11 protein-coding genes are annotated in these 12,416 nt (G+C 72.2%); 8 read left to right on the top strand and 3 right to left on the bottom strand.

All coding sequences use genetic code 11. The features are described from left to right. Nucleotides 1-227: 227 nt before the first annotated feature. From HCJ92_RS17155 to HCJ92_RS17145, 3 genes are all read left to right on the top strand, one after another. A complete protein-coding gene (locus tag HCJ92_RS17155) occupies nt 228-1,400 on the top strand; it encodes an acetoin utilization protein AcuC (protein WP_245240952.1) in 1,173 nt (390 codons plus the stop codon). Nucleotides 1,401-2,256: 856 nt separating this feature from the next. Then, nucleotides 2,257-2,466, top strand: a complete 210-nt coding sequence (locus HCJ92_RS17150; protein WP_167934489.1) for a helix-turn-helix domain-containing protein — start codon at nt 2,257-2,259, stop codon at nt 2,464-2,466. A 150-nt stretch (nt 2,467-2,616) separates the two neighbouring features. After that, a complete protein-coding gene (locus tag HCJ92_RS17145; RefSeq protein ID WP_003948845.1) occupies nt 2,617-2,715 on the top strand; it encodes a 30S ribosomal protein bS22 in 99 nt (32 codons plus the stop codon). Nucleotides 2,716-3,058: 343 nt separating this feature from the next. Here HCJ92_RS17145 and HCJ92_RS17140 read toward each other — a convergent pair whose 3' ends face one another. The 3 genes from HCJ92_RS17140 to HCJ92_RS17130 all read right to left on the bottom strand — a co-directional run bounded on the left by HCJ92_RS17140 (nt 3,059) and on the right by HCJ92_RS17130 (nt 6,568). Beyond that, entirely contained in the window at nt 3,059-4,303 is a 1,245-nt protein-coding gene (locus HCJ92_RS17140) for a DUF5667 domain-containing protein (protein ID WP_167934488.1), read from the bottom strand. Nucleotides 4,304-4,497: 194 nt separating this feature from the next. Further along, nucleotides 4,498-5,271 (bottom strand): ECF subfamily RNA polymerase sigma factor, BldN family, encoded by a 774-nt coding sequence (locus HCJ92_RS17135; RefSeq protein WP_167934487.1) that lies wholly within the window; start codon nt 5,269-5,271, stop codon nt 4,498-4,500. 313 nt (nt 5,272-5,584) lie between these two features. Next, the gene (locus HCJ92_RS17130; RefSeq protein ID WP_167934486.1) at nt 5,585-6,568 is read right to left on the bottom strand and encodes an HAD family hydrolase; all 984 of its coding nucleotides are present in this window, start codon (nt 6,566-6,568) and stop codon (nt 5,585-5,587) included. A 260-nt stretch (nt 6,569-6,828) separates the two neighbouring features. On the opposite strand from HCJ92_RS17130, the gene HCJ92_RS17125 reads away from it, so the two are divergent. The 5 genes from HCJ92_RS17125 (at nt 6,829) to HCJ92_RS17105 (ending at nt 12,371) form a co-directional block, all read left to right on the top strand. Next, nucleotides 6,829-7,110, top strand: a complete 282-nt coding sequence (locus HCJ92_RS17125; protein WP_167934485.1) for a glutaredoxin family protein — start codon at nt 6,829-6,831, stop codon at nt 7,108-7,110. Nucleotides 7,111-7,481: 371 nt separating this feature from the next. Continuing rightward, the gene (locus tag HCJ92_RS17120; RefSeq protein WP_167934484.1) at nt 7,482-8,333 is read left to right on the top strand and encodes a redox-sensing transcriptional repressor Rex; all 852 of its coding nucleotides are present in this window, start codon (nt 7,482-7,484) and stop codon (nt 8,331-8,333) included. After that, nucleotides 8,330-9,736, top strand: coding sequence for a glutamyl-tRNA reductase (locus tag HCJ92_RS17115; RefSeq protein ID WP_167934483.1), 1,407 nt, complete (start codon nt 8,330-8,332; stop codon nt 9,734-9,736). Before HCJ92_RS17120 ends, HCJ92_RS17115 begins: the two co-directional genes overlap by 4 nt. Next, nucleotides 9,733-10,704: a hydroxymethylbilane synthase gene (gene hemC, locus HCJ92_RS17110; RefSeq protein WP_167934482.1), complete on the top strand. Its 972-nt coding sequence runs from the start codon at nt 9,733-9,735 to the stop codon at nt 10,702-10,704. Before HCJ92_RS17115 ends, hemC begins: the two co-directional genes overlap by 4 nt. Then, the gene (locus HCJ92_RS17105; RefSeq protein WP_209311243.1) at nt 10,701-12,371 is read left to right on the top strand and encodes a bifunctional uroporphyrinogen-III C-methyltransferase/uroporphyrinogen-III synthase; all 1,671 of its coding nucleotides are present in this window, start codon (nt 10,701-10,703) and stop codon (nt 12,369-12,371) included. Before hemC ends, HCJ92_RS17105 begins: the two co-directional genes overlap by 4 nt. The last annotated feature ends 45 nt before the right edge of the window (nt 12,372-12,416 follow it).

The following is a 12,416-nucleotide window of genomic DNA, read 5'->3' as shown; positions in this document are numbered from 1 at the left end:
AGAGTAGGTCGCCGCCGAACAAATTGTGTGGGAGAGGGTCTCACTGGAACTACGGTTCCGGTGGGGCCCTTTTCTGCGTTCCCGGGAACACCCCGCGCGCTCCCGGAAGGCTTTTCTCCTGGCGGTGCCGCGTCTCTCCGAGCCACCGCACCGCCGGCGTCGTCGGCGAACGGGGTGCGCGGTCTCCGCAACGGCGGTCGTGAACGGCGCTCGTATACGGTGGCCGTATGACGAGCGGCAAGACGTGGCTGATGTGGGACGAGGCCGTCACCGGGTACGACTTCGGCCCTTCCCACCCGATGGACCCCATCCGTCTCTCGCTGACGATGCGCCTGGTGGAGACGCTGTCGCTGGACCGGGAGACCGCGGTCCGCTCAGTGCCGGCTGCGGGGGACTCCACGCTGCGGCTGGTCCACCACCCCGACTACATCGACGCCGTGCGCCGCAGCTCCGTGGAGCCCGCTCCTCCCGCGGAGGAGTACGGCATCGGGACGACGGACACCCCGGCCTTTCCCGGCATGCACGAGGTGAGCTCGCTCATCGTGGGCCAGAGCGTCGCGGCGGCCGAGGCGGTGTGGCGGGGTGAGACCCCGCACGCGGTGAACTTCGCCGGCGGCCTGCACCACGCGATGCCGGGTGCGGCCGGTGGCTTCTGCGTCTACAACGACGCCGCCATCGCCATCGCGCGGCTCCTGGAGAGCGGTGCGGAGCGGGTGGCCTACGTCGACGTCGACGTCCACCACGGGGACGGCGTCCAGGCCGCGTTCTGGGACGACCCGCGAGTGCTGACGATCTCCGTGCACGAACACCCCCGTGCGCTCTTCCCCGGCACGGGCTGGCCCGAGGAGTGCGGTCCGCCCCACGCCGCCGGTGGGGCGGTCAACGTGGCGATTCCGCCCGGCACGGCGGACGCGGGCTGGCTGCGGGCGCTCCACGCGGTGGTCCCGGAGTTGCTGGAGGCGTTCCAGCCGCAGTTCCTGGTGACGCAGCACGGTGCCGACACCCATGTCGAGGACCCGCTGGCACACCTGGCGTTGAGCGTCGACGCGCAACGCGCCGCCATGGCGGCCTGTCACGACTGGGCCCACGCCCATGCGGAGGGCCGGTGGCTGGCGCTGGGCGGCGGCGGGTACGCGGTCGTGGACGTCGTACCGCGCAGCTGGGCGCACCTGGTCGCCGTCGCCTCGCACGCCCCGGTCGACCCGGCCCGTCCGGTCCCGGAGGAATGGCGCCGCACCGTCTACGCGCTGACCCGTCAGGACGCGCCCCGCTCGATGGGTGACGGCGGCACCGCGCGCTTCCGCTCCTGGGAGGACGGCTACGACCCGGCCGACGACGTCGACCGGGCGATCATGGCGACCCGCAAGGCGGTGTTCCCCACGCACGGGCTGCTCGCCTGAGAGCGGCCCGTGCGTCGGGATCGGGAGCGGTCGGCACGACAGGGCGTCCCTCTGCCGCACCGGTCCCGCTGCGCGGCCGGCGGGTCGGCCGCGCAGCGGTGCGGGAGCCCGCTGAAGGCGGCGGTGACGGACGCCCGTCCGGTCACGCCCCTGTCGTCCCGTGAGGACAGCCTCGGCCTGCCGCCGGTCCGCCCTGTCGCCGGGACTCGTCGAGCCTCGCTCCGGCTCCGCCGCGTCGGTTGCGGCCGTGTCGGGATCGGTCCGTCGAGACGGCTCTACGTCTAACGGGCCCCTCGCGGTCGGCGCACGGGTGCCGCTGCCTCCCCCCACGCGACGGACGTCACATCGACACCACGACGAGTTCGGGTGGGGTCCGAGCGGGTCGGCGGACGCTCCGGAGGCGGTTCGGGCACCCGGGGCGGACCCCGGTGCCGGCGTGGCCAGTTGCGTGGTTCCTGTCGATTCGTGACACCGTGATCCGTGGCGGCCGACCGCCCGCGAGTCACTGGCGGCTCGTCCTCCGCCTGCCGGTTCCAGGGCGTCGCATCGCTGTCGTCGCAGGTCAGCGGCGTCTGGCTCGAATCTCGCCGGTGGTGTTCGGGGGCGGTCGCCGTCGCGGGACCGGTGTCGGTGTGCGGACCGCCCACCGGTCGCACGTCAAGGGGGCAAAAGCCGCACCGCGGGGACCTCTGGCGCGAGACCTTCTCAACAAGGTGCATCTGTAACGGGAAATGACATGTTCAGCACCTCTTCCCCACTTGCCACAGCCGCACCTACTCTGAGTCCGAGCGCATGCGAGTGGAGTTCACCGGAGGGGAAGCCGGTGTCCGCTATGCGCAGAAGGTCAAGGTGTGACATGGCTGCTGGTGAAAGACTTCTGAGTGAAGCCAAGTTCCTGACCGTGGCAGAGGTTGCCGCGGTCATGCGCGTGTCGAAGATGACCGTGTACCGCTTGGTTCACGCTGGGCAGCTGCCCGCGATTCGGGTGGGCCGGTCCTTCCGGGTCCCCGAGCAGGCAGTGCACGAGTACCTCAGGGAATCGTTCGTGGGTGTCGAAAGCGCCTGACGTCCGGTAATCCCGCTCGGGGCCCACTGCGGGTGCCTCGGCACGACCCTCGATTAACCGCCTCGGCTCGATGCCGGGTAGTCTGGCCTGATGTAGGTCGTGTGGGCTCGGACGCCCCGCACCGAGTAATCGACGTGAGCGAGGGTAGTCGTGGGCTCTGTTATCAAGAAGCGGCGTAAGCGGATGGCGAAGAAGAAGCACCGCAAGCTCCTGAAGCGCACGCGAGTTCAGCGTCGCAACAAGAAGTGAGCGATTGCCGCTGAAGGCCCCTCCCACCGGCTGGTGGGAGGGGCCTTTGCTTTCCCTCCTCGACGGCGGCTCCCGGGTCGGCCGCGGCCCGGTGGCGGCCGGGTGCCGCGGGGGGAGACCGCGCGGAACCGTCGTGGCCTCCAGGGCAGGGGACGGGGCACGCGGTCGCACACCGTGGCTGCGAGCCGCGCCCAGGAGCGGCCGACTTTCCCGAACTTGCCTCGCATCACGTCGCGTTGGGGTTTCGCCGACCGGGGCGGCCGAGAAGTGGGAGACGCGTCGAAGGGCGGCACCGTGATTTCGGTGCCGCCCTTCGACGCGTGAGAGAGGTGTCACCCCACCGCTACTCGGACTTCCTTATGTCGAGGCCGAGTCCGGGCAGCAACCCGTCGATCAGCGGGGGAATCGTGACATCCGGCTCCGGGAGTGTCGGACCCGATTCCGGTGACTCGGGGGAGGATTCCCCGCCGCCGACGCCCGGCAGCTGCGGCGGGTCGAGCAGACCGCCCCCGCCGCCCAGCAGCCCCTCCCGCTCGGACTCCGGCTTCTCCTCCGAGGGGGCGGGCGCCTCCCGCTGTGGGGGCGCCTCCTCCGTGGACGGGGGGCTCTCCGTGGACGCGGAGGGCGAGGGTTCGACCTCCGGGGTGCCGGGCGGTGGCTGCGGCGCGGGTGGCGCCCCGCCGCCCTCGCCGCCGGGCTGTTCCTGGCCCGTCGGCAACAGCGCCTGGAGCGGCTGGAGGTCGTCCTCCATCGCCTCGAAGACCGAGGTGACCTCGTCCCCGATGTCGCTGAGCTGGGGCGGCAGCATCGCCCGTAGCTCGCTCCAGTTGCCGCCGTGCCGCTCGTTGAACGCCGACAGGGTGCGCAGCGGGTCGATGGACCCGTTGGTCTCCCATGCGGCGCTCAGCAGGCGGTGGCCCTCGGCGGCGTCCCGGTGCATGTGGGACAGCGTGCTGCGGACCTCCGAGACCTGGTCGTCGTCGAGGTCGCCGGCCTTCTGGCGCTCCATCAGCCGTCGGGCCTCGCCGAGCCGGGTCGACGCCTTGTCCAGGTGCACGCTGCCGCGGTCGGCGTCACTGCCCGCGAGGTCGAGGCGGAGGTCCTCCATGCCCCGTTTGAGGCCGTAGAGGGTGTCCCCGGGCAGCGCGTCGGTGCTCGCCGCCGCCGCTCCGCCGAAGGCTCCCGCGGCGACCCCGAGGCCGAGGCCGCCGGCTGCCAGTCCCTTGGTCAGTCGGGTCTTCGGGCGGAGGCGGGCGAAGGCGCCCGCGGCACCGGTCGCGCGGTGCGCACCCTTGCGGCGGGTACCCCGCTGCTCGGGCACGGCCTCGCCGCCGGCACCTCCGAAGGCGTTCTCCATGGCGGCGACGAGCTGAGCGCGCTGAGTCATCCTCGTTTCGGCGCTCAGCTCGGGGCGGGGCGCGGCCCGCAGCTCTCCCGCCAGGGAGATGAGTCCGGCCTGCTCCGCGTCGTTCGGCGCGGAGCCTGGCTCCTGTGTCGTTCGGTCTGCCGACGCCTCGCCGAGTCGCGGCTCATCGAGGGCTTCGGCGAAGGCGTTGGCCCGGCGGCTGGTCGGTACGGATCTCAGCACGGGGTGGCACCTCCTCTCGTCAGCATGGTCGACTCCCCAATGCGGACCGGAGGTTGCCGTTCGCCACCATGTTCGCCCGTTCGGGTGAAATGTGACTGATCGACCCGGCCACAGAGAGCCTGCAAGCTCCCCAACGAGTGGCCGGGCACCCGGGTTACGGCCGGATGATGATGTGATCGCTCGGGGTCGATCGACTACCGAGCGTCATCGGGTAGGAGTCGCGCGAGTGTCCGGACTGCCCGGTACTGCAACGTTTTGATGGCCCCCTCGTTCTTGTTCATGGCGCTGGCGGTCTCGGCGACGGACAGGCCCTGCAGGAACCGCAGGGTCACGCATTCGCGCTGCTGGGGGTTGAGTCGGCGGACGGCTTCCAGTAGCGCCGAGTTGGAGAGGTGTTCGAGAACGGAGTCCTCGGGGCTGCGCTCCATCTCGTTGGGGTCGAGCATCTCCCCGGTGGTGACCTCCAGTCGGTAGCGGCTGGACTTGAAGTGGTCGGCGACCAGGTTGCGCGCGATGGTGACCAGCCAGGCCCCGAAGTCGCGGCCCTGCCAGGTGAAGGTGCCGATGCGGCGGAGGGCGCGCAGGAAGGTCTCGCTGGTGAGGTCCTCGGCGGTGGCGCGGCTGCTGACCCGGTAGTAGATGAAGCGGTAGACGGTGTCGGCGTACTGGTCGTAGAGCTGACCGAACGCCTCCGCCTCCCCGCCCTGTGCGCGTTCGACCAGGTCCATCATGCGGCGACTGTCGCTGTCGACCGGTCGGCTGGTGGTCGCGGTCCCGGAACGGGCGCGCCTGCGGGTCGGTGTGGTTCCGGTGGTGCTCTCGGTCATGGCGTACCCCGGACCGGCGGTGGTGGCCGCGGCGACCGCGGGCTCGGGTTGCGCGCCGGGGACGAGCGCGCGCAGCCGATCGACGATCGCGATGTGGGGCGTGGCCAGGCCCGAGGCGTCAACCCCGACGTGTGGGTACACGGGACTCCCAGAGGCAGAGCTTCCAACACGTTCAGTACGAGGCCGGTCATCGTCACCTGGCTGGGGACGGTGGAGCCGGATGCGTCAGAGGAGAATAACGCTTCGTACACTCCGCGCTACACCTAGTTGCGAAAATCGCCGGTTCGGTCGGAAGTGTTGCGTGTTGGAGTTACTACGCCAGGCAAACGCCATGGCAGAAATGACCGTCACCTGATCAAGAGAGATCGACGCTTGAGCGAATGTGATCAGGTGCGAGTGGTGGTCTTGGAGGTGCGCCCGGTCGCGCCCAGTCGCGCGTGGTCGCGCCGAGCGGTCAGCGACGCCTGCGACGCAGGGCGAGAGCTGCGGCTGTGCCCCCGGCCAGAGCCCCTGCGGCGGCAGCCGCGGGCACCCCGAACCGGACGGCTTTTCGTCCCGTCCGGTAATCACGAAGACGCCAACCGCGCTCTCGGGCGTGCGCCCGGAGCGTCCTGTCGGGATTGATCGCATACGGATGGCCCACCAGCGACAGCATCGGAATGTCGTTGGCCGAGTCGCTGTAGGCCGCGCAGCGGTCGAGATCCAGCCCCTCGCCCGCCGCGAGCGCGTCGATCGCGACAGCTTTCGCCGGACCGTGGAGCGGTTCCCCGGCGAGTCGGCCGGTGTACACGCCGGCGACGGACTCGGCGACGGTGCCCAGGGCGCCGGTGAAGCCCAGTCGCCGGGCGATGATCGTGGCCGTCTCCACCGGCGCCGCCGTCACCAGCCACACCTGCTGGCCGGCGTCGAGGTGCGCCTGGGCCAGCGCACGCGTTCCCGGCCACATCCGGTCCGCCAGGTACTCGTCGTAGATCTCCTCGCCGATGCTCATCAGCTCCGACACCCGGTGGCCGCGCACGATCGACAGCGCGCTGTCGCGCGCCTCCGCCATGTGGCCGCTGTTCTCGGTGCCGGCGAGCCGGAAGTAGGCCTGCTGCCAGGCGAAGCGTGCGAGGTCCCGACTGCTGAAGAAGTCGCGCTTGTACAGGCCGCGGCCGAAGTGGAAGAGGGCCGCGCCGCGCATGATCGTGTTGTCGAGGTCGAAGAAGGCGGCGGCCCGCGTGTCGCCGACGATGGGGAAGGCGGGCTCCTCCGGTGCCGGGGGTGACCCTGCCGGCTGCTCGCGCGTGTCGGGCGCGGCGGCCGACTTCCGCTGCTCCGCCTCGGCGGCTTCCAGCGCCTCCACGGTCTCCAGCGCCACGGCGGCCGAGGCCTCACCCGCGGTCACACTGCGCCTGGTCGGGACGAGCCGGGTGCGGGGGCGGAACCAGGGGCGCATGAGGTCGAGGATAGCCACTCACCTGACCCCCTCCGTGCCCCGGCGATCATCCGACTGTTCCGCGTCGCCGCCCGTCACGGTCCCGGGACACGCTGTGCCGCGGCGGCCCCGGGCCCGTGGGGCACCCTCGTCCGCGGCGGGCCGCGGGACCCCGTGGCGACGGTCGGCGGCGGCGTCACCCGGCGTGACACTCACCACTCCGTCGCCGCCGGGCCCGCCGCGTGGTCGGTGGCCCGGAGCGACCGGCGCACAATGAGGTCATGACTCCGCTGTTCCGCCGCCAGGCCAGCCGCAAGGACCCCGCCGAACGGCTCGTCACCCTCGTGGGCAAACCCGGCTGCCATCTCTGCGACGACGCCCGCGTGGTGATCGCGGAGGTGTGCGGCGAGCTCGGAGTGCCGTGGGAGGAGCGGGACATCACCCGGGACCAGGAGATGCACGACCGCTACTGGGAGCAGATTCCGGTGGTGCTGGTGGACGGTGCGCAGCACGACTTCTGGCGGGTTCGCGCCGACCGGCTCCGGGCCGCGCTGACCGCGTGAGCCGACCCGGGCGGAGTGCTCCGTCCGAGGGGAGTGGGCTGGTCGGAGGCGGTGCGGAGCGGATCGGTCCGGGTGCTCAGCCTCCGGTTTCTGGCATACGATGCGAGGCCGTCTCCCCCGTGCCCGACCCGGTCCCCGAGCCGTCGCGGGGACCGGCGGACCGCCGGTCGCCGAGGGTGGCGGCGCGGTTGCCGACGATTCCTGAGGAGGGTGATCCGGTGCGTTCTTCCATGCATGTGGCACCGGTCACTTTGCTCGGACAAAACGGACAGTATCTTTGTGCACGCGTTCACAAAGGCATAGCCTGGGCGCCATCGGGCGGACGGGAAGACGGTGTCCGCCTTTCGCTTCGCACAACCGGCAGGAGCAACGTGGCAACTGGCCGACCCCATCGACCAACGACGCGCGCCCGCGGTATCCCCGAGGCGACCGTCGCACGGCTCCCGCTGTACCTGCGCGCGCTGACCGCGCTGTCGGAGCGGTCGGTCCCCACTGTCTCCTCCGAGGAGCTGGCCACTGCGGCCGGGGTGAACTCCGCGAAGCTCCGCAAGGACTTCTCCTACCTCGGCAGCTACGGCACCCGCGGTGTCGGCTACGACGTGGAGTACCTCGTCTACCAGATCTCACGCGAGCTGGGCCTCACCCAGGACTGGCCCGTGGTCATCGTCGGTATCGGCAACCTCGGCGCCGCCCTCGCCAACTACGGCGGGTTCGCGTCGCGCGGGTTCCGCGTCGCCGCCCTCATCGACGCCGACGCCGCCATGGCGGGTCGGCCGGTCGCCGGAATCGCGGTCCAGCACATCGACGAGCTGGAGTCGATCATCGCTGACAACGGCGTCTCCATCGGGGTCATCGCCACCCCGGCCGGTGCCGCGCAGCAGGTCTGCGAGCGGCTGGTCGCAGCCGGCGTGACCTCCATCCTCAACTTCGCGCCCACGGTCCTCACCGTTCCCGACGGGGTCGACGTGCGCAAGGTGGACCTCTCCATCGAGCTGCAGATCCTGGCCTTCCACGAGCAGCGGAAGGCGGGCGAGGCCGCCGCCGCCCCCGACATCACCGACATGGTCACCCCCGTCGCCCCGCCCGTCGCCGCCACGCGGCGCCGTGCCGACGACGCGCCGGTGCGACCGGTCGTCGACGGCGCCGCGCGCCACGGGGCCGGGGACGCGGGCAGCGGCCCCGACGGTTCCGACGGCGGACGATCGGCGGCGATGCCGGCATGACCGTCCTCGTCGTCGGCCTCAGCCACCGCAGCGCGCCCGTCAGCCTGCTGGAGCGCGCCGCGATCGACCCCACCACCCGCGGGACCCTCCTGGAGGAGATGGTCGGCGCCGGGTGCTGCCCGCTGGCGGAGCCGGTCCTGGAAGCCTCGGTGGTCTCCACCTGCAACCGCATCGAGCTCTACGCGGACGTGGAGAAGTTCCACGCGGGTGTCTCCGAGCTGACCGCCGCCCTCGCCCGCCACAGCGGCGTGGGAGTGGAGGAGCTCACCCCTCATCTCTATGTCCACTACGACGACCGCGCCGTGCACCACCTCTTCTCCGTGGCCTGCGGCCTGGACTCGATGGTGGTCGGCGAGGGGCAGATCCTCGGCCAGCTGAAGAACGCCCTGGCGGCGGCGCAGGAACGTCGGACCGCCGGGCGGGTGCTGAACGAGCTGTTCCAGCAGGCCCTGCGCGTCGGCAAGCGTGCCCACAGCGAGACCGGGATCGACCGTGCCGGTCAGTCCCTGGTCACCTTCGGACTGGAGCAGCTCGCCGACGGCGGGTCCGTGGACGAGTGGGTCGCCGGGAAGCGGGTGCTGCTGATCGGTGCCGGTTCGATGTCGGCGCTCTCCGCCGCGACGCTCGCGCGGGCAGGCGCCACCGAACTGGTGATCGTCAACCGCACCGTGGACCGGGCCGAGCGGCTCGCCGCCGGGCTCGCCGAGAGCTTCGGCCCCGAGGCCGGCGGCACCCTGAACGCCCGAGCCGTGCCGATCAACGCCATCTCCGTCGCCGCCGAGCTGGCGCTCGCCGACATCGTGGTCTCCTGCACCGGTGCCACCGGCGTGGTGCTCACCGCCGACGCCGTCACCAAGGCGCTGGGTGAGCGGCAGATGCTCGGCCGCGCGGACGGCCCCGAGGTGCGGCCCATCGCCCTGCTCGACCTCGCGATGCCGCGGGACGTCGATCCCGGGGTGCGCGGCCTGCCCGGCGCGCGACTGGTGGACATCGAGTCGCTCGCCGCCGTCGCGGGCGGCGGCGACGGCCCCGTCGCGGACGACGTCGACGCGGTGCGCGGGATCGTCGCCGACGAGGTCGCGGTGTTCGGTGCCTCGCAGCGTGCCGCGCACATCACGCCCACCGTCGTCGCGCTGCGGTCGATGGCGCGCGACGTCGTCGCCGCCGAGATGAGCCGGCTGGAAGGCCGACTCCCCGGTCTCGACGAGCGTGAGCGCACGGAGATCACCCGGACCGTCCGCCGCGTCGTGGACAAGCTGCTCCACGCGCCGACGGTCCGCGTCAAGGAACTTGCCCAGGAGCCGGGCGGCGCCGACTACGCCGTCGCGCTCCGGGAGCTGTTCGACCTCGACCCGCAGGCGGTGGCCGCCGTCAGCAACCCCGAACAGGAGCGGTCGTCATGAGGCCCCTGAGGCTTGGAACCCGGCGCAGCAGGCTCGCCATGGCGCAGTCCGGGCAGGTCGCCGAGCAGGTGCGCGAGCGCACCGGGCGTCCCGTGGAGCTGGTGGAGATCACCACGTACGGCGACGTCTCGCGCGAGCACCTGACCCAGATCGGCGGGACCGGCGTCTTCGTGTCCGCCCTGCGCGACGCGCTGCTCGCCGGTGAGATCGACCTCGCCGTCCACTCGCTGAAGGACCTTCCCACCACGCAGCCCGACGAGCTCGCGCTCGCGGCCGTGCCGGTGCGGGAGGACCCCAGGGACGCGCTGATCGCCCGGGACGACCTGACCTTCGAGCGGCTCGCCGCCCTCGGGGGCGTGCGGGTCGGCACCGGCTCGCCCCGTCGCATGGCCCAGCTGAACGCCTGGGCGCGTGCGCTGGGTTGCGAGATCACAACGGTCCCCATCCGGGGGAATGTCGACACCCGGATCGGGTACGTCCGCGACGGTGAGCTCGACGCGGTCGTGCTCGCCACCGCCGGACTGCGACGGATCGGACGGGAGTCGGAGATCACCGAGGTCCTGCCCTCGGACGCCGTCCTGCCCGCCCCCGGCCAGGGGGCACTGGCGATCGAGTGCGCCGCGTCCGACGCGGACCTCACCGCCCTGCTCGCCGGACTCGACGATCCGCACACGCGGATCGCCGTGACTGCTGAGCGAACTCTGCTCGCCGCACTGGAAGCAGGCTGCAGCGCACCCGTCGCCGCGCTCGCCGACCTCCGGGACGAGGGGCAGAAGGCCACCGTCATGCGCCTGCGAGGCGCCGTCGGCAGGATCGACGGCTCTTCGCTGGTGCAGCTGTCCACCACCGGCTCCGTGGCCGCGTCCGTCGAGGAGGCCCTGTCCCACGCGCGAGCGATGGGCCGGGCACTCGCCGACGAGATGCTCGCCAAGGGTGCTGCCGGTCTGATGGGGGAGCGAGCGCTTTGAGCCCCACCACCGCACGCGTGCATGCCCAGCCGAAGCCGTCCGGCGTGACCTCCCACGGGCACGTCACCTTCCTCGGAGCCGGACCCGGAGACCCGGGGCTGCTCACGCTGCGCGCCGTCGAAGCACTGGCGCAGGCCGATGTCCTGATCGCCGACCCGCCGGTCTACGAGGTGGTGCGCGCGCACATCAGGGCGGGAGCGGACACACCACTTCAGCCGGTCGAGGACGAGCCGGCCTCCGGCCCGGAGCGGGCTGACGATGGAGCAGATCTTGTCATGCGGGCCGCACGCGGCGGCAAGCGGGTCGTCCGTGCCGTGGCGGGCGACCCGGGCCTCGACTCGGACGCCGCCGGCGAGATGCTGGCCTGCGCCCGCGAGGGCATCACCTTCGAGGTGGTCCCCGGCGTGGCCGAGGCGACGGGCGTGGCCGCCTACGCCGGTGTCCCGCTGCGCGACGCGGCAGGCGCGGACGTGCGGTTCGTCGACGCCCGCACCGCCGACGGCCGCTGCTGGACGGAGATAGGCGCCAGCGACGCGACGCTCGTCGTCTCCACGACCCTCCAGTCGGTGGGCGCGGACGCGGCGAAGCTGGTCTCCTCGGGCCGCAAGCCGGACACCCCGCTCTCGGTGACGGTGGGCGGCACGACCACGCAGCAGCGGACGTGGTCCGCGACGCTCGGCACCATCGAGCGGACGCTGAAGTCGGCGAAGGTGCTGCCCTCGGCGGACGGCGGACGCACGGTGATAGCCGTCGTGGGCGAGCGGTCGGCCCCGGCCCACCGGGACGAGCTGGCGTGGTTCGAGTCCAAGCCGCTGTTCGGCTGGCGGGTCCTGGTGCCGCGCACCAAGGAGCAGGCGGCGTCCCTCTCGGAGCAGCTGCGTTCCTACGGCGCGGTGCCCAGCGAGGTACCGACCATCGCGGTCGAGCCGCCGCGGACGCCGCAGCAGATGGACCGCGCCGTGAAGGGCCTGGTCACGGGCCGTTACGAGTGGGTCGCGTTCACCTCCGTCAACGCGGTGAAGGCGGTGCGGGAGAAGTTCGAGGAGTACGGGCTCGACGCCCGCGCGTTCGCCGGTATCAAGGTGGCGGCGGTCGGCGAGCAGACCGCCGGCGCGTTGATCGACTTCGGGGTCCGTCCCGACCTGCTGCCCAGCGGGGAGCAGTCGGCGGCGGGGCTGCTGGAGGACTGGCCGCCCTACGACCCGGTCTTCGACCCGATCGACCGCGTCTTCCTGCCGCGGGCCGACATCGCCACGGAGACGCTGGTGGCCGGGTTGATCGACATGGGCTGGGAGGTCGACGACGTCACCGCCTACCGGACGGTGCGTGCCTCGCCCCCGCCCGCGCCGACCCGTGAGGCGATCAAGGGCGGCGGGTTCGACGCGGTGCTGTTCACCTCGTCCTCGACGGTGCGGAACCTGGTCGGGATCGCCGGCAAGCCGCACAACGTGACCGTGATCGCCTGTATCGGGCCGGCGACGGCCAAGACGGCGAAGGAGCACGGGCTGCGGGTGGACGTCATGGCCCCCGAGCCGTCGGTGGCCCGGCTGGCCGAGGCGCTCGCCGAGTTCGGCGCCGGTCGACGGACGGCGGCGCTGGCCGCCGGCGAGGTGCTGAAGCGGCCGAGTGAGAAGCGTCCGCAGCGCAGGCGGCCCCGCTCGGTCTGACCGGGGCGCGCACGGCCCGGCGCGGGCGTCGGCCCGCCCGGGAGG

It is taken from the genome of Streptomyces spiramenti (assembly GCF_012034385.1).
Classification (GTDB): domain Bacteria; phylum Actinomycetota; class Actinomycetes; order Streptomycetales; family Streptomycetaceae; genus Streptomyces; species Streptomyces spiramenti.
The sequence above is the reverse complement of the archived record's forward strand: the minus strand, read 5'-3'. Positions and strand labels throughout refer to the sequence as shown.

Coding starts and splice junctions, on each gene's coding strand:
- HCJ92_RS17155 (WP_245240952.1), top strand. CDS start 228: ATGACGAGCGGCAAGACGTGGCTGATGTGGGACGAGGCCGTCACCGGG.
- HCJ92_RS17150 (WP_167934489.1), top strand. CDS start 2,257: ATGGCTGCTGGTGAAAGACTTCTGAGTGAAGCCAAGTTCCTGACCGTG.
- HCJ92_RS17130 (WP_167934486.1), bottom strand. CDS start 6,568: ATGCGCCCCTGGTTCCGCCCCCGCACCCGGCTCGTCCCGACCAGGCGC.
- HCJ92_RS17125 (WP_167934485.1), top strand. CDS start 6,829: ATGACTCCGCTGTTCCGCCGCCAGGCCAGCCGCAAGGACCCCGCCGAA.
- HCJ92_RS17115 (WP_167934483.1), top strand. CDS start 8,330: ATGACCGTCCTCGTCGTCGGCCTCAGCCACCGCAGCGCGCCCGTCAGC.
- hemC (WP_167934482.1), top strand. CDS start 9,733: ATGAGGCCCCTGAGGCTTGGAACCCGGCGCAGCAGGCTCGCCATGGCG.